Here is a 19,941-nt window from a genome sequence, read left to right on the forward strand (position 1 = left end):
GCCGCCGCGGGCGGTGAGGACGCCCGGATCGCGGTGATCCCGACCGCCTCGTCGCTCGGCGTCGAGGTCATCGAGGTCTACGACGCCCTCTTCCGCCGCGAGGGGGCCGGTGAGGTCATCGCCGTCCGTCCCGAGTCGCGCGACGACGCCCACGACGAGGCGCTCGTCGCGTCGCTGCGTGAGGCCACCGGCATCTTCATGACCGGCGGCAACCAGCTCAAGCTCTCCGCGATCATCTGCGGCACCCCGCTCGGCGACGCGATCCTCGACGCCCACGACCGCGGGGTCGTCGTCGCCGGCACGTCGGCCGGCGCCAGCATCCAGTCGAGCCACATGGTCGCCTTCGGTGGGCCCGGCTCGACGCCCAAGCAGCGGATGACCCAGGTCGCGGCCGGCCTCGGGCTGCTCGAGTCGTCGGTCATCGACCAGCACTTCGACCAGCGCAACCGCTACGGTCGGCTGCTGATGATCGTCTCCCAGTCACCCCAGCTCCTCGGGATCGGTGTCGACGAGGACACCGCCGCGATCGTCGAGCAGCGCGTCGTGCACGCTCCTGACCACCCCGACGCCGCCGAGGACTACGACGGCGCTCCTCACGACCTCCTGCGCGTCGTCGGCCGCGGCTCGGTCACGATCTTCGACCCGGCCCGCATCACGACCAACGCCTACGAGGCCAAGCGCTCCAACCCGATCCTCGCCTCCGGCATCGTGCTGCACACGCTGCCCGAGGGCTCGGTCTTCGACCTGACGACCCGCACCCTCGTGCCGCCCGACCGTCGGGTGGACCTCGAGGAGGCGGCGTCGTTCGCCGAGGCCAGCCACGACCTGCGTCAGATGGCGCGCGACATCGCCGCAGCCGACGCGTCCCCGACCGCCCTGCGGCGCCGCCTGGCCCGCAGCCGCAAGAAGACCACGCCGACAGCAGCCCCGGACGGAGTCACCTCATGACCGAACGCCCCACGCCCGACCTCGCGATCGTCGACACGCGGGTCTACCGCGGCGCCAACATCTGGTCCTACGACAAGGCGATCCACCTGGTCGTCGACCTCGGCTCGCTCGAGGACTTCCCGACCAACACGATCCCGGGCTTCACCGACAACATCCTCCAGATGCTGCCCGGCCTGCGCGAGCACTCCTGCTCCAGGGGCAAGCGCGGCGGCTTCGTCGAGCGACTCCACGAGGGCACCTGGCTCGGCCATGTCGCCGAGCACGCGGCCCTGGCGCTCCAGCAGGTCGTCGGCCACGACATCCGGCGCGGCAAGACCCGTCAGGTGAAGGGCCAGAAGGGTCACTACAACGTCATCTTCGGCTACGCCGACGAGCAGGTGGGGCTCGCGGCCGCGCGCCTCGCCGTACGCCTGGTCAACCACCTCGTGCAGGCCGACCCGGAGTTCGACTGGGACGACGAGCTGGAGAGCTTCATCCTGCGCGCCGAGCGCACGGCGTTCGGACCCTCCACCCAGGCGATCCTCGACGAGGCCGTCTCGCGCGACATCCCGTGGATCCGGCTCAACCAGTACTCCCTGGTCCAGCTCGGTCAGGGCGTCCACGCCAAGCGCATCCGCGCCACGATGACGTCCAACACCTCCGCCATCGCCGTCGACATCGCCTCCGACAAGGACCTGACCACCCGTCTGCTCGGAGCCGCCGGTCTCCCGGTCCCCAAGCAGGACACGGTGCGCTCCGCGGACCAGGCGGTGCGGGCCGCCGAGCGCATCGGCTACCCCGTCGTGATCAAGCCGCTCGACGGCAACCACGGCCGCGGTGTCTGCCTCGACCTGCAGAACGCGCAGGAGGTGCGCGACGCCTTCCCGATCGCCAAGGAGCAGTCGCGACGCGGCGTCATCGTGGTGGAGTCGCTGATCGTCGGCAAGGACTACCGCTGCCTGATCATCGACGGCAAGGTCGCCGCCATCGCCGAGCGCGTGCCCGCCTCCGTCACCGGTGACGGCACCCGCACCGTCGAGCAGCTCGTCGACACCGCCAACGCCGACCCGCGCCGTGGTGTCGGCCACGAGAAGGTCCTCACCCGGATCAAGGTCGACGAGGCCGCGATCGACCTGGTGCGCGAGCAGGGCTTCGCGATGACCGACGTCCCGCCGGACGGCCAGATGGTCAAGCTCGCGCTGACCGGCAACATGTCGACCGGCGGCATCTCCATCGACCGCACCTTCGAGGCCCACCCGGAGAACGTCGAGATCGCCGAGGAGGCCGCCCGCATGGTCGGCCTCGACATCGCCGGCATCGACTTCATCTGCCCCGACATCACCGAGCCCGTGCGCGAGACCGGCGGCGCGATCTGCGAGATCAACGCCGCCCCGGGCTTCCGGATGCACACGCACCCGACCATCGGCGAGCCGCAGTTCATCGCCAAGCCGGTCGTCGACATGCTCTTCCCGCCGGGTGCGACCAGCCGCATCCCGATCGTCGCGGTGACCGGCACCAACGGCAAGACCACCACCTCGCGCATGATCAGCCACATCTTCAAGGGCATGGGCCGCAAGGTCGGCATGACCTCGACCGACGGCGTCGTCATCGACGAGCGCCTGCTGATCCGCTCCGACGCCTCCGGCCCCCGCTCGGCCCGCATGGTCCTGCAGAACCCCCGCGTGGACTTCGCGGTCTTCGAGGTCGCCCGTGGCGGGATCCTGCGCGAGGGCCTCGGCTACGAGCGCAACGACGTCGCCGTGGTGCTCAACGTGCAGCCCGACCACCTCGGCCTGCGCGGCATCGACACCGTCGAGCAGCTCGCCGACGTCAAGGCGGTCCTCGTCGAGGCCGTGCCGCGCGACGGGCACGCCGTGCTCAACGCCGACGACCCGCTGGTGCGCGACATGCGGCGCCGTTGCTCCGGCTCGGTCGTGTGGTTCTCCATGGAGGAGCCCGGCTCCGAGACCCGCGACATGATCGACGCCCACTGCCGTCGCGGCGGCAAGGCACTGGTCCTCAACCCCTCCGAGCGCGGCGAGATGATCGTGGTCAAGCACGGCCCGCGCGAGATGCAGCTCGCCTGGACCCACCTGCTGCCCGCGACCTTCGGCGGCAAGGCCCGGATGAACGTGCAGAACACGCTCGCGGCCGCCGCAGCGGCGTTCGCGGCAGGTGCCCCGCTCCACGACATCCGTCAGGGCCTGCGCACGTTCTCCACCAACTACTACCTCTCCCCCGGACGCCTCAACGAGGTCGACGTCAACGGCGTCAACGTCATCGTCGACTACTGCCACAACGCTCCCGGCATGAAGATGCTCGGAGACTTCGTGGACCGGGTCGGTGACTCCATGGCCGGCTCGCACGACCTCGCCCGCCCCTCGCGCATCGGCATCATCGCCACCGCCGGTGACCGGCGCGACGAGGACATGCGCGAGCTCGGGGCGATCGCGGCGCAGCACTTCGACGTGCTCATCGTCCGTGAGGACGTCAGCCTCCGGGGCCGCAAGCGCGGCGAGGTGGCCGGCTTCGTGATCGAGGGCGTGCGACGGGCGATGGCCGAGGGCAGCCGCTGCAAGCAGGTCGAGGAGGTCCTCGACGAGATCGAGGCGGTCCGCCACGCGATGGCGCGCACCAACCGCGGCGACCTGCTCGTGGTCTGCGTCGACAAGCACCAGCAGGTGATGGCCGAGCTGGAGAGCTTCGGCCACCAGGCCCAGGCCGGCTCGGGCGTCAACCCCGACGCCCCGGCCGCCGACCCCGACTACGACCCGCCCGTCAGCGACGCCTGAGCCGGTGCGGATCATCCGGCTGGGTGCGCTGCCGCGGCAGACGGTCGACAACCACGGCAGCAAGCGCTTCTCGGTGTCCGCGCTCGGCATCACCGCCGACGCCGCCCTGGTGATGGTCGACCTCAAGCCCGGTGGGCTGATCGGCCGTCACCCGGCAGTGGCGACCCAGCTGATGGTGGTCCTCGACGGCGACGCGACGGTGTCCGGCGCCGACGGGGCCCCGGTCAGCATCGGCCCCGGACAGGCGGCCGTGTGGGAGCGCGGCGAGCCGCACGAGACCCGCACGGTCGACGGGCTGCACGCGCTGGTCGTCGAGGGCGACGTGGACCTGCGCGAGCCCGGCCACCACGTGGACCGCGGCGACACCTGACCCTGTCGCCCAGCGCCGAGTCGGCGCAATGTTGCACGATTGCTGCAACATCGCGCCGACTCGGCTCTCAGGCGTCCTCGGCCGCGGCCCTGGCCTTCGTCGCGAGCGTCTCCGGGGAGTCGGGCTCGCCGCCGTGCTCGGCGATCCAGTCGTAGCACTCCTGCCGTTCCGCGTGGCACATCAGGCCGACCACGTCACCGGGCAGCGCCTGTCCGACCAGCGCGGCCAGCACCGCGACCTCGGTCGGGTACGCCGGCACGCCGGTCACCCCGACCCGCTCGGCGCCGGCGCGCATGAGCTCCTCGAGCTCCTCGGTGGTGCGTCCGCGCAGGTACTTCTCCTTGTGGCCGATCGCCACCACGTCGCTGTCGCGGGCGGCGATCTCACCGAGCTTCTCGATGAGGTCGTCCGTGCGGTCCCCCACGACACCGAGGCCGAGCAGCAGGCGGGCCCCGGGGCGTCGTACGCCGTTCATGATCTCCATGAGGGCCTCCAGGCCGGCCTCGTTGTGGGCAAGGTCCATGACGACCGAGACCTCTCCCATCGAGAAGAAGTTCATCCGGCCCGGGTTGTGCTCGGCGTCGGGAAGGAACGTGCGCAGGCCCTCGATGACGACGTCGCGCGGGATGCCGATCGCCAAGGAGGCGGAGACCGCGGCCAGGGTGTTCTCGACGTTGAAGCGGGACAACCCGGCCAGCGTCATCGGGACGTCGACGAGCTCGATCATCGGGTCGGGGTCCGACTGGGGTGTCAGGACCGACACCCAGCCGTCGATCACGGTCGTGGCGCGGCCACCGGCCGTCAGCGTCTCGCGGATCGCCGGGGAGTCGGCGTCGCGGCTGAAGACCCACGGCTTGGCCTTGATGATGTTGCGCATGTCGTAGACGCGCGGGTCGTCGCCGTTGAGGACCGCCCAGCCGCTCTTGCGGGTGATGCGAGGCACGACCGCCTTGACCTCGGCCAGCTGGTCGACGGTGTCGATGCCCTGGAGCCCGAGGTGGTCGGCGGTGACGTTGGTGACGACCGAGACGTCGTTGCGGGTCAGGCCGATGCCCTTGAGCAGGATGCCGCCGCGGGCGGTCTCGGTGACCGCGAGCTGCACCTCGGGGTGGGCCAGCACGCGACCGGCGCCGCTCGGGCCGGAGTAGTCACCCGACTCGACCAGCTCGCCGTCGATGTAGACGCCGTCGGTGTTGGACCAGCCGACCAGCCGACCGTCGGCGCGCCCGATGTGGGCGATCATCCGCGAGGTCGTGGTCTTGCCGTTGGTGCCGGTCACCGCCACGACGGGGATCTTGGGGGTGATCGTGTGGGGCTTGTCGCCGTGCTCGGCCGCCGCCACCCGCTCGGCGGCCAGCCCGACGGCGGCCTCGATGTCGGTGCTCAGCAGCGAGTCGAGCACGTCACCGATCGCGCGCCCCATCTCCTGCGCGCGCTCGCGGTGGGCCCAGGGGAAGGCCACCACGATCTGGTGCTGGTCGCTCGTGGGGCGCACGCGTACGGCGAGGCGCGGGGTCCCGCCCTCGCCCGCGACGGCACGCACCAGCCGGCCGACCGCCCGCAGGGCGAAGCGCTGCCGGAAGCCGGACTCGGGCGAGCCCGGTCGGGCGTTCTTGAGCCCGATCCGGGTCGCGAAGCGCAGTGCCGTGGCGTCCGACGCCGCTGCCAGTCCGCTGACGTCCAGGGTCAGCTTGATGGCGGCGCGCGGGAAGTAGAGGTTGGGCCCCTCGAGGACCCGGAGCTCGACGAGTGAAGTCACCCGGGAACGCTATCGCTGGTGCCCGTGAGGGCCACATCGTGGCGCCCGGCAGCGCGAGCAGGCTGGGGGTCAGGCGCCCATCGCGTGGAAGCCGCCGTCGACGTGGATGATCTCACCGCTGGTGGCCGGGAAGAGGTCCGACAGCAGCGCACAGACGGCCTTGGCCGTCGGGGCGTAGTCGGCGTTGTCCCACCCGAGCGGCGCCCGCGTGCTCCACATGTCCTCCAGGTCGGAGAAGCCCGGGATCGCCTTGGCCGCCAGCGTGCGCAGCGGACCGGCGGAGACCAGGTTGACCCGGATGCCCTCGGGACCGAGGTCGCGCGCGAGGTAGCGGCTGCACGACTCGAGCCCGGCCTTGGCCACACCCATCCAGTCGTAGGCCGGCCACGCCACGGTCGCGTCGAAGGTGAGTCCGACGATCGAGCCCCCGCCGGTCATCAGGGGGCGCGTGGCGTTGGCCAGCGACATCAGCGAGTAGGCCGAGACCTGCACGGCCTGCGCCACGTCGTCCCAGGGGCCGCCCATGAACTTGCCGCCGAGCAGCGTCTCGGGGTTGCCGTAGGCGATGGAGTGCACGACGCCGTCGAGGCCGTCGACGTGCTCACGCACGGCGTCGGGCAGGGCCGCGAGGTGGTCGGCGTCGGTGACGTCGAGCTCGAGGACCGGCGGGGTCACCGGCAACCGCTTGGCGATGCGCCGGGTGATGCCCAGGGCGCGGCCGAAGTTGGAGATGAGCACCTCGGCGCCCTGCTCCTGGGCGACCTTGGCGGTCGCGAAGCCGATGGAGGAGTCCATCGTCACGCCCGCGACGAGGATGCGCTTGCCGGCGAGGATGCCGTTCGGGTTGATGCTGCTGCCGTCGCTCATGTCAGTGCCCCATTCCTAGTCCGCCGTCCACCGGGATCACCGCGCCGGTCACGTAGGCGCCGCCGTCACCGGCGAGCCACGTCACCGCCGCCGCGACCTCCTCGGGCGCTGCGTAGCGACCCAACGGCACCTGTGTCTTGATCGCCGCACGCTGCTCGTCGGTGAGCACGTCGGTCATGTCGGTCTCCACGAAGCCCGGCGAGACCACGTTGGCCGTGATGGAGCGCGAGCCCAGCTCACGGGCCAGCGACCGGGCCATGCCGATCAGGCCGGCCTTGGACGCCGCGTAGTTGACCTGCCCCGCCGAGCCGAGCAGCCCGACGACCGAGGAGATGAAGATGATGCGGCCCTTGCGCTGGCGCAGCATGCCCTTGGCGGCACGCTTGGCCAGGCGGAAGGAGCCGGTGAGGTTGGTGTCGATGACCGAGGACCACTGCTCCTCCGACATCCGCAGCACCAGGGTGTCGGCGGTGATGCCGGCGTTGGCGACCAGGACCTCGACCGGGCCGTGCGCGGCCTCGACCTCGGTGAAGGCGGCCTCGACCGCGGCGGCGTCGGTGACGTCGCAGCGTACGTCGAGGGCTCCCTCGGGTGCGCCGCCGCTGCGGGTCGTCACGGCGACCTTGTCGCCCTGGGCCAGGAACGCCTCGGCGATGGCGCGGCCGATGCCGCGGTTGCCGCCGGTGACCAGCACCGACCGGGGCTCGTGGGGGGTGGTTTCACTCACGTCTTCGACGCTAGCGATTACCCCGGGGTAGCCCTAAACGACTCAGTCGTCCTCGAGGCGGAACCCGACCTTGATGCCGACCTGGAAGTGCTCGACCGCCCCGTCCTTGACCTGACCGCGCACCTGCGTGACCTCGAACCAGTCGAGGTGACGCAGCGTCTTGGCCGCACGCTCGACGCCGTTGCGGATGGCGGCGTCGATGCCCTCGGGGGAAGTGCCGACGATCTCGGTCACGCGGTAGGTGCGGTTGGTCATGGGGAGTGCCTCTCAGCGGGAGTCTTCGGACTGAAGGAGGCTACCGGTACCGACGTACGATGGAGGCATGGCGCGGCGAGGCAGGGACGACATCGAGGCAATCCGCATCACGACCGCCTCGACCAGTCGGGAGAAGGACATCGCGGCCCGTCAGAAGCGCTACCTCTGGTCGATGAGCCTGCGCTCGGCGTGCTTCGTCGGGGCCGTCATCGCGGCCCTCAGCGGGGTCGACTGGCTATGGCCCTTCCTCATCGCGGGGGCGATCATCCTGCCCTACATCGCGGTCGTGCTGGCCAACGCGGTGACGACGCGCACCGACTCCTTCGAGCTCCGCGGCGCCCCGGGACGCTACGCCGAGCTGCCGGCCGGTCCCCGCGACTGACCCACCGCGCGGGTCGCTCGACGACCTGCGCTAGACAAGGGGCATGGATCCCGACGTCTGCTCCGCCAAGGGGTGCCAGGCGCCTGCCACGTGGCAGCTGCTCTGGAACAACCCGAAGCTGCACACCCCCGAGCGCCGCAAGACCTGGCTCGCGTGCGACGAGCACAAGACCTCGCTGTCGGACTTCCTCACCGCGCGTCGGTTCCTCAAGGACGTCGTGCCGCACGCCTAGGCCGGGAAAGTACGGGACGTTTTCGACCTCTGAGCGCGTCAGGAGGTCGAAAACGTCCCGCACTTTCCGGCGCTGGGATCAGCCCCCGATGGCCGACATCGGGCGGTCGGGCTGGAGGAAGCCCTCGTCGTCGATGCCGTGACCGGCCGCCTTGCCGGCGACCGCGGTGACCCAGCGCTCGGCGATCTCGGCGTCCGAGGTGCCGTCACGGAGCGCGGCGCGCAGGTCCGACTCGTGGCGCGCGAAGAGGCAGTTGCGGATCTGGCCGTCGGCGGTGAGGCGCACCCGGTCGCAGTCGCCGCAGAAGGGGCGGGTGACCGAGGCGATGACACCGACAGTGGCCGGGCCGCCGTCGACCAGGAACAGCTCTGCCGGGGCGGACCCGCGAGGCTCGGAGGCCGGTGAGAGGGTGAACTCCCGCTCGAGGTGGGCGAAGATCTCGTCGGCGGTGACCATGCCGTCGCGCTGCCAGCCGTGCTGGGCGTCGAGGGGCATCTGCTCGATGAAGCGCAGCTCGTAACCGCGGTCGAGGCACCAGCGCAGCAGCTCGGGCGCCTGGTCGTCGTTGAGGCCGCGCATCAGCACCGCGTTGACCTTGACCGGGCCCAGCCCGGCAGCCTCGGCCGCAGCCAGCCCCGAGATGACGTCGTCGAGCCGGTCGCGCCGGGTGATGGCGTGGAAGGTGTCGGCGCGGACGGTGTCGAGGCTGACGTTGACACGGTTGAGCCCGGCGTCGGCAAGTGCCTGGGCGGTGCGCGCCAGGCCGAGGGCGTTGGTCGTCATCGACATGTCGATGTCCGCGTCGATCTCGCGCACGCGGCGTACGAGGTCGGGCAGGCCACGCCGCACGAGCGGCTCGCCGCCGGTGAAACGGATCTCCTGGATGCCGAGGCGCTCGACACCGATCCGGATCAGCCGGACCAGCTCGTCGTCGGTCAGGGTCTCGTCCTGGGGCAGCCAGTCGAGACCCTCCGCCGGCATGCAATAGCTGCACCGGAGGTTGCAGCGGTCCGTCAAGGACACGCGGAGGTCCGTGGCCACGCGGCCGTACCTGTCACCGAGCTTCAGCACCTGCATGTCGTCGAGTCTAGGGGCGGCACCTATTCTCGGTGTCGTGCGTTCGTTCCGATTCCTGCTGAGCCGACGCTGGGCCCTCTTCGCGGTCGCCATCGTGGTGGTCGCCTACGCGACCTGGTGGCTCGGCGGGTGGCAGTTCGACCGCCTCGCAGACCGCAAGGACCGCAACGCGATCGTGCGGGCCAACGAGGACGGGCCCCCGACCCCCGTCGCCGACGTGATGCGCACCGGTGAGGGCGTCTCCGAGGACGACGAGTGGAGCCGCGTGACGGCCACGGGCACCTACGCCGTCGAGGACACGGTGATCGTCCGCTACCGCACCCGGGACGGGGTCGCCGGCATCGACGTCGTGGTCCCCCTGGTGACGTCGTCGGGCACCGCCGTGCTGGTCGACCGCGGCTGGCTCCAGACGGAGAACCAGGGCGCCACCCCCGACGACGTGCCGCCTCCCCCTGCGGGCGAGGTCACCGTCGACGGCTGGCTGCGCGTGGACGGCACCGGCGACTCGACCCTGGTCACCGACCAGTCGACGCGCGCCGTCAACAGCACCGCCATCGGCGAGGCCCTCGACCGCGAGGTCTACGGCGGCTTCGTGGACCTGGAGTCCGAGGACCCGGCACCCGCGACGACCCTGGCGCCGGTGGAGCTGCCCGAGCTCGACAACGGGCCGCACTTCTTCTACGGCCTCCAGTGGTGGTTCTTCGGGGTGCTGGCCATCTTCGGGTTCTTCTATCTGATGTACGACGAGTGGCGCACCGCCGGGCGCGGCGGCGCGGCGCCGGCACGGGCCGAGAAGAAGAAGACCAAGGTCAAGAAGGTCCGCCAGAGCAACCACCCCTACGTGCGGGCCCGGCAGGAGCAGGAGGCCCGGGAGGCCGCCGAGGCCGCCGCTGCGGCCGAGCGCGAGGCCGCAGAGACCTCGTCAGGATCCCCTGGTTGATCCCCGTCGGAGCGGACGACGCCACCCGAGAGGCTGCGCAACGTCATGCGAAGCGAGGAGTCGCTTCCACCGGCCGTATGACGTCCGCGGTCACCGACCCCGCCTGCACCAACGCGCCAACGCGCCAACGCGCCGACTCGGCGTCAGGCGGGCTGGTCCGCTGACGTGTCGTGGGCGAACTGGGTGCGGTAGAGGTCGGTGTAGAGCCCGCCGCGGGCCAGCAGCTCGGAGTGGGTGCCGAACTCGACGATCCGGCCCTGGTCGAGCACCAGGATCTGGTCGGCGTTGCGGACCGTGGAGAGCCGGTGCGCGATCACCAGCGACGTCCGTCCCTCGAGCGCCGCGTCCAGGGCGCGCTGGACGGCGGCCTCGGACTCGCTGTCGAGGTGGGCGGTCGCCTCGTCGAGCACCACGATCGACGGCGCCTTGAGCAGCAGCCGACCGATCGCCAGCCGCTGACGCTCCCCGCCGGAGAGGCGGTAGCCGCGGTCGCCGACGACCGTGTCGAGCCCGTCGGGCAGGCTGCGCACGAGCCCGGCGATCTGGGCCGCCTCGAGCGCCGACCAGATCTGGTCGTCGGTCGCGTCGGGACGGGCGTAGACCAGGTTGGCGCGGATCGTGTCGTGGAACATGTGGGCGTCCTGGGTGACGTAGCCGACGACGTCCTCGAGGGAGTCCAGCGTCACGTCGCGTACGTCGTGCCCTCCCACGCGCACAGCGCCGCTGCCGACGTCGTAGAGACGGGCGACGAGGTGCGTCATGGTGGTCTTGCCGGCACCCGACGGGCCGACCAGCGCGATCATCTGCCCGGTCTCGGCCACGAAACCGACGTCGGTGAGGACCTGCTCGTTGTCGCGCGACTCGGTGCGGGCCACCGACTCCAGGGAGCCGAGCGAGATCTCGGAGGCCTTCGGGTAGGTGAACGAGACGTGCTCGAACTCCAGGCGACCCGCGCTCGGGGGCAGCACCACGGCGCCGTGCTTCTGCTGGATCTGGGAGGGCAGGTCGAGGACCTCGAAGACGCGCTCGAAGCTGACCAGCGCGGTCATGATGTCGATGCGCACGTTGGAGAGCCCCTGCAGCGGCCCGAGCAGGCGCAGGAGCAGCGTGGCGAGCGCGAGCAGCGTGCCGACCGTCAGCGTGTCGTCGATGGCCAGGCTGCCGCCGACGCCGTAGACCAGCGCGGTGGCCAGCGCTGGCACGAGCATCATCGCGGCGCCGAAGATGCGGGTGATCAGCGAGATCTGGATGCCGAGGTCGCGCACGGTGGCGGCCTTGGACTCGAAGAGGACGTCCTCGTCGGCACGGCGGCCGAAGAGCTTGAGCAGCATCGCGCCGCCGACGTTGAAGCGCTCGGTCATCACGTTGCCGAGGTCGGCGTTGCCGTCCATCTGGCGCCGGGTCAGCCCGGCGAGCCGGCCGCCGACCCAGCGGGAGACGAAGAACAGGATCGGGAAGAGCGCGAGGCACAGCAGCGTGACCTGCCAGCTCAGGAAGAGCATCGCGACCCCGACGACCACGACCGAGATCGAGTTGGACACGGTGCTCGACAGCGTCGAGGTGAAGGCCCGCTGAGCACCGATCACGTCGTTGTTGAGCCGGCTGACCAGCGCCCCGGTCTGGGTGCGGGTGAAGAACGCGAGCGACTGGCGCTGCACGTGGGCGAAGACCTGGGTGCGCAGGTCGTAGATGAGGCCCTCCCCGATGCGGGAGGAGAACCAGCCGCCGAGGATGGCCAGACCGGCGGTCAGGATCGAGACGCCGGCCATCGCGAGCGCGATCAGGGTGACGAAGCCGCGGTCGCCGGCGAGGATGCCGTCGTCGACGATCTTCTGCACCAGCAACGGCATGACGACGACCATCGCGGCGTCGATGACGGTGAGGGTGAGGAAGACGGCGATCAGGCGACGGTGGGGGCGCGCGAAGGTGAGGATCCGCTTGACGGTCTTGCCCTCGATGCGGTTGTTGACGACGCTCCGGTCGGCGCGCAGGTTGCGCCACACGGCGCCGTTGGCGGGGGACATCCCGGACACCATGGCTCCTACTCCCCCGGCCGTGAGGTCATCAGCGGGCCAGGAACTGGGCGACTTCGCGGAAGCGGCGGACCTGGGCGAGACGCTCCAGGCGACGCTGCTCCTCGAGGCTGCGCTCGGCTGCTCCGAGGAGCAGTGACTTGGTCTCGGTGACCGCTCCCGGCAGGGGGGCGGTCAGGGCGGCGACGAGATCGGCGACCGTGGCGTCCAGCTGGTCGCCCGGGACCGCAGTCAGGGCGAGGCCGATCTGGACGGCCTCGGCGGCTCCGACCATCCGAGCGGTCGCGCAGATCTCGAGTGCCCGTGCGTAGCCAACACTCTCGACGAGCGGTTTTGTTCCCGTGAGGTCGGGGACCAGCCCGAGCGCCGACTCCTTCATGCAGAGCTGGGCGTCGTCGGCGAGCACGCGCAGGTCGCAGGAGAGCGCGAGCTGGAAGCCGGCACCGACGGCGTAGCCGCGCACCGCGGCGATCGAGACGAAGCGCGGATCGCGCAGCCACGTGAAGCCCTGCTGGTAGACGTCGATCGTCGCCGCCATGTCCTCATCGGTCATCGCGAAGAGGTCGCCGACCGACTCGACACCCTCGGGCGCGGTCGCCGGGTCCATGAGCGTCCGGTCCAGGCCGGCGGAGAACGTCGCCCCCTCGCCCTGCACGACCACCACCCGCACCTCGTCGGGCAGCGTCGACCCGAGCGCGCCGAGCGCGCGCCACATGGCCGGGGTCTGGGCGTTGCGCACCTCGGGGCGGTCGAGGGTGACGGTGGCGACCGCCCCGACGACGTCGAGGCGCAGGCCGGCAGCGGCCAGGTCGTGAGGAGTCATGACCTGAGTCTAGGAAGCCCCTCCGACACCGGTCCGGTCGCACCCCCGGCGGGCCGCCCGTCGTACGACGGCACTCAGGCCAGCGAGACCAGGTCGGCGTAGTCGTCGTTCCAGAGGTCCTCGTCGCCGTCGGGCAGCAGCAGGACCCGGTCGGGCTCCAGCGCACGGACGGCGCCCTCGTCGTGCGTGACCAGGATGATCGCGCCCTCGTAGGTGCGGATCGCGGCCAGCACCTCCTCGCGCGAGGCGGGGTCGAGGTTGTTGGTGGGCTCGTCGAGCAGCAGCACGTTGGCGCTCGAGACGACCAGGCTGGCCAGAGCCAGGCGGGTCTTCTCGCCACCGGAGAGCACCGCCGCCGGCTTGTTGGCGTCGTCGCCGGAGAAGAGGAAGGACCCGAGCACCGAGCGGGCCTCGGTGTCGGTCAGCTGGGGCGCCGCGGACTGCATGTTCTCCAGGACGGTGCGGTCGGTGTCGAGGGTCTCGTGCTCCTGGGCGTAGTAGCCCAGCTTGAGGCCGTGGCCCGGCACCACCCGGCCGGTGTCGGACTGGTCGACCCCGGCGAGGATGCGCAGCATCGTGGTCTTGCCGGCGCCGTTGAGGCCGAGGATGACCACCCGCGAGCCCTTGTCGATGGCCAGCGTGACGTCGGTGAAGACCTCGAGCGAGCCGTAGGACTTCGAGAGCTCCTCGGCGGTGAGCGGGGTCTTGCCGCACGGGGCCGGCGCGGGGAACTTGATCCGCGCGACCTTGTCGGCGGCGCGCTCCCCCTCGAGGCCCGACATCATCTTCTCGGCGCGCTTGAGCATCGACTGCGCCGCCTGGGCCTTGGAGGCCTTGGCGCGCATCTTGTTGGCCTGGTCGGTGAGCGTCTTGGCCTTGGTCTCGGCGTTGGCGCGCTCGCGCTTGCGCCGCTTCTCGTCGGTCTCGCGCTGGGAGAGGTAGTTCTTCCAGCCCATGTTGTAGACGTCCATGGTGGTGCGGTTGGCGTCGAGGTGGAGGACCTTGTTGACGGTCTCCTCGAGCAGCGCGTTGTCGTGGCTGATCACGATGAACCCGCCCTTGTGGGACTTCAGGAAGTCCCGCAGCCACACGATGGAGTCGGCGTCGAGGTGGTTGGTCGGCTCGTCGAGGATCAGGATCTCGGCGCCGGAGAAGAGGATGCGGGCGAGCTCGACGCGACGGCGCTGACCACCGGAGAGCGTCTTGAGCTGCTGGCCGAGGATGCGCTCCTCGATGCCGAGGCTGGCCGCGATCGTGGCGGCCTCCGACTCGGCGGCGTAGCCACCACCGGCGTGAAGCTCGGAGTCGGCCCGCGACCAGCGCTTCATGGCCCGGTCGGCGACCTCGGGGTCGTCGCTGCCCATCTGCTCCTCGGACTCGCGCAGGCGTCGTACGACGTCGTCGAGGCCGCGCGCGGAGAGGATCCGGTCACGGGCGAGGACCTCGGGGTCGCCGATGCGCGGGTCCTGCGGGAGGTAGCCCACGTCGCCGGTCGAGGTGACCGAGCCGGAGGCTGGCAGGGCCTCGCCGGAGAGGATCTTGGTGAGGGTGGTCTTGCCGGCGCCGTTGCGCCCCACCAGCCCCACCTTGTCGCCTGCGGCGACGCGGAAGCTGACGTCGTCCATGAGCAGACGCGCGCCGGCACGGACTTCGAGCTGGTGGGCGGTGATCATGAGGGTCACTAGTGTAGGTGCGCTGAACCGGGTACCTCGCCACCGTCCCCGCCCACACCCCCCACGAGAGGCATCCCCATGCGTTTCAACCCCAAGGCACGCCTGGACACCTCGCGCACACGTGACGCAGGTCGCAGCAGCGCAGGCCGATCCGGCGGCTCGCGGCTACCCATCCCCGGTGGGATCGGCGGCGGCGGCATCGGCGGGGTGGTGCTGCTCGTCATCCTCTTCGTGATCGGTCGGGCGGTCGGGATCGACATCCTCGGCGGAGGCGGCAGCGGTGGCGGGCTGGGCGGAGGCGGTCTCGACAGCAGCCGCTTCACCGACACCGGCCGCTACAGCTCCTGCAAGACCGGCGAGGACGCCAACAACAGCGCCGACTGCGCCCGGGTGGCCGTCGAGAACTCGCTCTTCGACTACTGGACCGACGAGCTGGGCGGCCGCTTCGAGCCCGAGGAGGGCCTGGTGACCTTCACCGGCTCCGTCGACACGGGTTGCGGTGCGGCGAGCTCGGACGTGGGGCCGTTCTACTGCCCGCCGGACCGCACGATCTACCTCGACTCCGGCTTCTTCGACCAGGTCCTCGAGGACCAGCTCGGCGGCCCGGACGGCGGCTTCGTTGAGGCCTACGTGCTCGCCCACGAGTACGGCCACCACATCCAGAACCTCCTCGGCGCCATGGGCCAGGTCCGCACCCAGCAGGGGCCCCAGAGCGACGCCGTGCGCCTCGAGCTCCAGGCCGACTGCTACGCCGGGATGTGGACCAAGGCGGCCACGTCCACCGAGGACGCCTCGGGCGAGGTGCTCTTCTCCTCGCTGACCCAGCAGGACATCGACCTGGCGCTCGAGGCCGCGGCCAGCGTCGGCGACGACCGGATCCAGCAGAAGACCCAGGGCCAGGTCACCGAGGAGTCGTGGACCCACGGGTCGGCCGAGCAGCGGCAGACGTGGTTCGAGACCGGCTTCGAGCAGGGCTCGCTCGAGGCGTGCGACACGTTCGCCGCCAGCCGGGTCTGACCAACCTGCATCATTGCGCCGACTCGACTCCTCGCCGAGCTAGCGCAGGAGCGCGCCCGCATGCGCGGGCAGCTCGAGCGTGGTGCCGCTCAGGGAGGCCCCCGCCTCGGTCTCGAAGAGCAGCTCCCCGGGCCGCACCTCGAGCGAGACCGGCTCCTCGCCGAGGTTGAGCGCGACGGTGACGGCGCCACGCTCGAGGACGAACGTGCGTGCCTCCTCGTCGACCCGCGTGGAGGTCAGCGAGAAGGACGGGTCGGTCAGCTCGGGGAGCGTGCGGCGCAGCTCGGCCAGGCGGCGGTAGACCGCGAGGAGGCGGGCGTGCCGGCCGGTCTCCAGCTGCGACCAGTCGAGCTTGGACCGCTCGAACGTCTCGGGGTCCTGCGGGTCGGGGACGACCGCGGGGTCCCAGCCCATCTTCTCGAACTCCTTGATGCGTCCCTCGGCCGTCGCCTTGGCCAACTCGGGCTCGGGGTGGGAGGTGAAGAACTGGAAGGGCTCGGCGGCGGCCCACTCCTCGCCCTGGAAGAGCATCGGCGTGAACGGGCCGGCCAGCGTGAGCAGGGCAGCACAGGCCAGCTGGTCGTCGTCGAGCACCTCGGTGATCCGGTCGCCCACGGCGCGGTTGCCGATCTGGTCGTGGTTCTGGCTGCAGACGACCAGGCGCCAGGTGCCCATGGCGGCGGTGTCGATCGGCACGCCGTGGTCGCGCTCGCGGAAGGAGGAGTAGGTGCCGTCGTGGAAGAAGCCGCGCTCGAAGACCTTGGCGAGCGCGCCGAGGGGCTCGAAGTCGGCGTAGTAGCCCTCGGTCTCGCCGGTCAGCGCCACGTGGACCGCGTGGTGGAAGTCGTCGCTCCACTGCGCGTCGAGACCGTAGCCACCGGCCTCGCGCGGGGTCACCATCACGGGGTCGTTGAGGTCGGACTCGGCGATCAGGGTGAGCGGACGGCGCTGGTGCGCCGACAGGGACGCGACCTCGATCGCCATCTCCTCGAGCAGGTGGGTCGGCGAGGAGTCAGCGAGGGCGTGCACGGCGTCGAGCCGCAGACCGTCGACGTGGTAGTCGTGCAGCCACAGCCGCACGTTGTCGAGGATGAGCCGCCGGACCTCGGCGGAGCCCTCCTCGTCGAGGTTGACCAGGTCGCCCCAGGTGTTGGCGCCGGTCTTGAGGTAGGGCCCGTAGAGCGGGAGGTAGTTGCCCGAGGGGCCGAGGTGGTTGTAGACGACGTCCTGGATGACGCCCAGCCCGGCGGCGTGGCAGCCGTCGACGAAGCGCTGGTAGCCCTCGGGCCCGCCGTAGGACTCGGTGACCGCCGACCACAGGACGCCGTCGTAGCCCCAGTTGTGGGTGCCGTTGACGGCGTTGACGGGCATGACCTCGACCAGGTCGACCCCGATCGAGCGCAGGTGGTCCAGCTTGCCGAGCGCGGCGTCGAAGGTGCCCTCGGGGGTGAACGTGCCGATGTGGAGCTCGTAGATCACCGAGCCGGCGAGCTGGCGCCCGGTCCACGCGGCGTCGGTCCAGGCGAACGCGGACGGGTCGTAGGTGCGCGAGCGCTCATGCACCCCGGCGGGCTGGCGCAGGGAGCGCGGGTCGGGCCGCGGGGTCTCGTCGTCGTCGAGGAGGTAGCCGTAGTCGACCTCCCCGTCGGGCACGGGCCCCACGGGCGTCCACCAGCCGCCGTCGAGAAGGGTCATCTCGACGACCTCGTCGGCCACGGCGAGGCGGACCCGCGAGGGTCGCGGGGCCCAGACGTCGAAGCGGGTGGTCATGCGTCCTCCCGGATCAGCAGTGCGACGGGCAGCGGCGAGAGCATGCTCGCCAGGCTGCCGGAGGTGATGCGGCGCAGGGTCAGCACGTCGCGCCACTGCCCCTCGGGCAGCGCCAGCGTCGTGTCGCCCCAGCCGCCCTGGGACTCGAGGCCGAAGGGCAGGCGCGTCACGACCGTGACCGCTCCCCCGCGGTCGAAGGCCAGCACGTGGTCGGCCAGGAGCCCGCTCGCCCCCAGCGGCGCGTAGGACCCGAAGAGGTCGGGCCGGTCGCGACGCAGGCCGAGCGCCCGCGAGGTGACCAGCAGCTTGTCGAGCCCGACCGAGTCGAGCGAGGTGGAGACGGCCGGCGGCAGCGACGAGGTGTTGACGCCGCTGAGCAGCTCGCGCCGCAGGTCGTAGTCGACCGGACGCCGGTTGTCGGGGTCGACCAGGCTCTGCTCCCACAGCTCGCTGCCCTGGTAGACGTCGGGCACGCCCGGCATCGTGATCGCGAGCAGCTTGGCCGACAGCGTGTTGACCCAGCCCGGCGCGACGACGTGGCCGAGCAGCTCGTCGAGCACCTCGGCGACCTCCTCGGAGTCGAACGCCGCGTCGACCAGCCGGTGCACGGCGGTCTCGTAGTCCTCGTCGGGTGCGGTCCACGTCGTGCGGTCGCCCGCCTCGCGCATCGCCTTCTCGGCGTAGGCGTGCAGCCGCTCGCGGGAAGCGGGCCAGGCGCCGAGCACGGCCTGCCACAGCAGCGAGGCGAAGCCCGGGTCGGGCGCAGGAGCGAGCTCGAGCAACCGGTCGAGAGCATCACCCCAGATCGTGGGCATCTCCGCCAGGGCGGTGATGCGGGCACGGACGTCCTCGCCGCGCTTGGTGTCGTGCGTCGACAGGGTCGTCATCGCCTCGGGCCACACGGTCTGCCGCTTCACCATGTGCTCGTGCCACTGGTCGGTGCTCACGGAGAAGACGCTGGGGTCGCCGCCCACCTCGTTGAGCGAGGTGAGCCGCGAGTAGCGGTAGAACGCGGTGTCCTCGACGCCCTTGGCCATCACCATGCCGCTGGTCTGCTGGAAGCGCAGTGCGGCGTCGCTGTCGGCATCCTTCAGGACCGGGGCCAGTACGCCGAGCACGGCGGCGAGGTCGGACCGGTGCGTGCGGGCGATGGTGAAGGCGCGGTCGAGGTGGTGCTGCTCGTCGGGGAGGTAGGAGCGGTAGACCGGGAAGCACGCCAGCAGCTCGGCCACCCCGTCCTCGAGCTCGCCGACCTCGGCCGCCGCCAACGTCTCGCCGGGCAGCTCGCGCACGATCCGGCGTACCTCCGAGCGGAGGATGCCGTCGGCGATCGCTCGCTTGGTGTCGTGGATCAGCTCGGTCCAGTCGACCTCGTGGCCGCGCAGCCGGGTCTCAAGCTCGTCGAGGGCGGTCTGTCCGGCAGGGTCCACCAGGACCCGCTCCACGAGCCCGAGCGCGTCGTAGCCCGTGGTGCCGGCCGTCGCCCAAGTGCGCGGCAGGTCCTCGCCCTCCTCGAGGATCTTCTCGACGAGGACGTAGGCGCCGCCGGTCAGCGTCGCCAGGTCGTCGAGGTAGCCGCGGGGGTCGCGCAGGCCGTCGGGGTGGTCGACGCGCAGGCCGTCGACGAGGCCCTCGTCGAACCAGCGCCTGATCTCGGCGTGGCTCTCGTCGAAGACCGCGCGGTCCTCGACGCGGATCGCGGCGAGGGTGTTGACCGCGAAGAAGCGACGGTAGTTGAGCTGGTCGTCGGCACTGCGCCACGAGACCAGCTCGTAGTGCTGCTCGTCGACGCTGGTCGTGCCGGGAGCCAGCGGGAAGCGGTGGTCGTGGTAGCGCACCTCGTCGTCGACGACCCGGATCGAGCCCTCGTCGTCGTCGCCCACGGCGGGGATCCGGACGCGTCCGTCGCCGAAGTCCCAGTCGACGTCGAACGCGTCGGCGTAGCGCGACTCGCGACCGTGGGTCAGCAGGTCCCACCACCACGCGTTCTCGACCGGGGTCGCGACCCCGACGTGGTTGGGCACGATGTCGACCAGCACCCCCATGCCGAGACGCCGAGCCTCCGCGGAGAGCGCCGCGAGGCCCTCGGCCCCGCCTCGCGTCGGGTCGATGCCCTCGTGGGAGACGACGTCGTAGCCGTGGTCGCTGCCGGGCTCCGCCGACAGCAGCGGCGACAGGTAGACCCAGTCGACGCCGAGGTCGTGCAGGTAGGGCAGCCGGCGCGCGGCCTCGTGCAGGTCGAAGTCGGCCGTGACCTGGAAGCGGTAGGTGTTGCGGGGAGCCCGAGCAGCCATCGC

The 19,941-nt window shown here is 71.1% G+C and carries 17 protein-coding genes; 7 read left to right on the forward strand and 10 right to left on the reverse strand.

Features of this window, described 5'->3' with window-relative positions; genetic code table 11:
• The 3 genes from AAG827_RS16315 to AAG827_RS16325 all read left to right on the forward strand — a co-directional run.
• On the forward strand, positions 1-948 hold a 948-nt coding region (locus AAG827_RS16315), incomplete at its 5' end, for a cyanophycinase (RefSeq protein WP_341927229.1).
• Positions 945-3,719 (forward strand): cyanophycin synthetase, encoded by a 2,775-nt coding sequence (gene cphA / locus AAG827_RS16320; protein ID WP_341927230.1) that lies wholly within the window; start codon positions 945-947, stop codon positions 3,717-3,719. The genes AAG827_RS16315 and cphA, both read left to right, overlap by 4 nt.
• A gap of 4 nt (positions 3,720-3,723) precedes the next feature.
• A complete protein-coding gene (locus AAG827_RS16325; RefSeq protein WP_341927231.1) occupies positions 3,724-4,089 on the forward strand; it encodes a cupin domain-containing protein in 366 nt (121 codons plus the stop codon).
• A 67-nt stretch (positions 4,090-4,156) separates the two neighbouring features.
• Here the strand turns inward: AAG827_RS16325 and AAG827_RS16330 are convergent, their stop codons facing one another.
• From AAG827_RS16330 to AAG827_RS16345, 4 genes are all read right to left on the reverse strand, one after another.
• Positions 4,157-5,848, reverse strand: a complete 1,692-nt coding sequence (locus tag AAG827_RS16330) for a Mur ligase family protein (RefSeq protein ID WP_341927232.1) — start codon at positions 5,846-5,848, stop codon at positions 4,157-4,159.
• A 69-nt stretch (positions 5,849-5,917) separates the two neighbouring features.
• A complete protein-coding gene (gene fabI / locus AAG827_RS16335; protein ID WP_341927233.1) occupies positions 5,918-6,715 on the reverse strand; it encodes an enoyl-ACP reductase FabI in 798 nt (265 codons plus the stop codon).
• Position 6,716: 1 nt separating this feature from the next.
• Positions 6,717-7,442 (reverse strand): 3-oxoacyl-ACP reductase FabG, encoded by a 726-nt coding sequence (fabG, locus tag AAG827_RS16340; RefSeq protein WP_341927234.1) that lies wholly within the window; start codon positions 7,440-7,442, stop codon positions 6,717-6,719.
• Between the two features lie 42 nt (positions 7,443-7,484).
• Positions 7,485-7,697, reverse strand: a complete 213-nt coding sequence (locus AAG827_RS16345; RefSeq protein WP_193606999.1) for a dodecin — start codon at positions 7,695-7,697, stop codon at positions 7,485-7,487.
• A gap of 67 nt (positions 7,698-7,764) precedes the next feature.
• Here AAG827_RS16345 and AAG827_RS16350 point away from each other — a divergent pair, with 67 nt between their 5' ends.
• Entirely contained in the window at positions 7,765-8,079 is a 315-nt protein-coding gene (locus tag AAG827_RS16350; RefSeq protein WP_309648323.1) for a DUF3099 domain-containing protein, read from the forward strand.
• Positions 8,080-8,122: 43 nt separating this feature from the next.
• Positions 8,123-8,311: an acetone carboxylase gene (locus tag AAG827_RS16355; protein ID WP_309648322.1), complete on the forward strand. Its 189-nt coding sequence runs from the start codon at positions 8,123-8,125 to the stop codon at positions 8,309-8,311.
• A 78-nt stretch (positions 8,312-8,389) separates the two neighbouring features.
• Here the strand turns inward: AAG827_RS16355 and moaA are convergent, their stop codons facing one another.
• Positions 8,390-9,388, reverse strand: a complete 999-nt coding sequence (moaA, locus tag AAG827_RS16360; protein WP_341927237.1) for a GTP 3',8-cyclase MoaA — start codon at positions 9,386-9,388, stop codon at positions 8,390-8,392.
• A gap of 37 nt (positions 9,389-9,425) precedes the next feature.
• Here moaA and AAG827_RS16365 point away from each other — a divergent pair, with 37 nt between their 5' ends.
• Positions 9,426-10,328 (forward strand): SURF1 family protein, encoded by a 903-nt coding sequence (locus AAG827_RS16365; RefSeq protein WP_341927238.1) that lies wholly within the window; start codon positions 9,426-9,428, stop codon positions 10,326-10,328.
• Between the two features lie 143 nt (positions 10,329-10,471).
• Here the strand turns inward: AAG827_RS16365 and AAG827_RS16370 are convergent, their stop codons facing one another.
• From AAG827_RS16370 to AAG827_RS16380, 3 genes are all read right to left on the reverse strand, one after another.
• Complete coding sequence (locus AAG827_RS16370) at positions 10,472-12,352, reverse strand: ABC transporter ATP-binding protein (protein ID WP_341927250.1); 1,881 nt, start codon at positions 12,350-12,352, stop codon at positions 10,472-10,474.
• A 40-nt stretch (positions 12,353-12,392) separates the two neighbouring features.
• On the reverse strand, positions 12,393-13,184 hold the full coding sequence (locus AAG827_RS16375; protein ID WP_341927239.1) for an enoyl-CoA hydratase/isomerase family protein: 792 nt from the start codon (positions 13,182-13,184) through the stop codon (positions 12,393-12,395).
• A 74-nt stretch (positions 13,185-13,258) separates the two neighbouring features.
• Positions 13,259-14,857, reverse strand: a complete 1,599-nt coding sequence (locus tag AAG827_RS16380) for an ABC-F family ATP-binding cassette domain-containing protein (protein WP_341927240.1) — start codon at positions 14,855-14,857, stop codon at positions 13,259-13,261.
• Positions 14,858-14,935: 78 nt separating this feature from the next.
• Between AAG827_RS16380 and AAG827_RS16385 the strand changes: the two genes are divergently transcribed.
• Positions 14,936-15,874, forward strand: coding sequence for a neutral zinc metallopeptidase (locus AAG827_RS16385; RefSeq protein WP_341927241.1), 939 nt, complete (start codon positions 14,936-14,938; stop codon positions 15,872-15,874).
• A 39-nt stretch (positions 15,875-15,913) separates the two neighbouring features.
• On the opposite strand, the gene treZ is transcribed toward AAG827_RS16385, so the two are convergent.
• Both treZ and treY read right to left on the reverse strand, forming a co-directional pair.
• Complete coding sequence (gene treZ, locus AAG827_RS16390; protein WP_341927242.1) at positions 15,914-17,644, reverse strand: malto-oligosyltrehalose trehalohydrolase; 1,731 nt, start codon at positions 17,642-17,644, stop codon at positions 15,914-15,916.
• Complete coding sequence (treY, locus tag AAG827_RS16395; RefSeq protein ID WP_341927243.1) at positions 17,641-19,938, reverse strand: malto-oligosyltrehalose synthase; 2,298 nt, start codon at positions 19,936-19,938, stop codon at positions 17,641-17,643. Before treY ends, treZ begins: the two co-directional genes overlap by 4 nt.
• Between the last annotated feature and the right edge of the window lie 3 nt (positions 19,939-19,941).

Source organism: Nocardioides psychrotolerans (genome assembly GCF_943371775.1).
In the GTDB taxonomy this organism is placed as follows: domain Bacteria; phylum Actinomycetota; class Actinomycetes; order Propionibacteriales; family Nocardioidaceae; genus Nocardioides; species Nocardioides psychrotolerans_A.

Bases quoted from the DNA above. Each gene is read 5' to 3' on its own strand.
- cphA (WP_341927230.1), top strand. From the start codon at position 945: ATGACCGAACGCCCCACGCCCGACCTCGCGATCGTCGACACGCGGGTC.
- fabI (WP_341927233.1), bottom strand. From the start codon at position 6,715: ATGAGCGACGGCAGCAGCATCAACCCGAACGGCATCCTCGCCGGCAAG.
- AAG827_RS16345 (WP_193606999.1), bottom strand. From the start codon at position 7,697: ATGACCAACCGCACCTACCGCGTGACCGAGATCGTCGGCACTTCCCCC.
- AAG827_RS16350 (WP_309648323.1), top strand. From the start codon at position 7,765: ATGGCGCGGCGAGGCAGGGACGACATCGAGGCAATCCGCATCACGACC.
- AAG827_RS16355 (WP_309648322.1), top strand. From the start codon at position 8,123: ATGGATCCCGACGTCTGCTCCGCCAAGGGGTGCCAGGCGCCTGCCACG.
- moaA (WP_341927237.1), bottom strand. From the start codon at position 9,388: ATGCAGGTGCTGAAGCTCGGTGACAGGTACGGCCGCGTGGCCACGGAC.
- AAG827_RS16370 (WP_341927250.1), bottom strand. From the start codon at position 12,352: ATGTCCCCCGCCAACGGCGCCGTGTGGCGCAACCTGCGCGCCGACCGG.
- AAG827_RS16375 (WP_341927239.1), bottom strand. From the start codon at position 13,184: ATGACTCCTCACGACCTGGCCGCTGCCGGCCTGCGCCTCGACGTCGTC.
- AAG827_RS16380 (WP_341927240.1), bottom strand. From the start codon at position 14,857: ATGATCACCGCCCACCAGCTCGAAGTCCGTGCCGGCGCGCGTCTGCTC.
- AAG827_RS16385 (WP_341927241.1), top strand. From the start codon at position 14,936: ATGCGTTTCAACCCCAAGGCACGCCTGGACACCTCGCGCACACGTGAC.
- treZ (WP_341927242.1), bottom strand. From the start codon at position 17,644: ATGACCACCCGCTTCGACGTCTGGGCCCCGCGACCCTCGCGGGTCCGC.
- treY (WP_341927243.1), bottom strand. From the start codon at position 19,938: ATGGCTGCTCGGGCTCCCCGCAACACCTACCGCTTCCAGGTCACGGCC.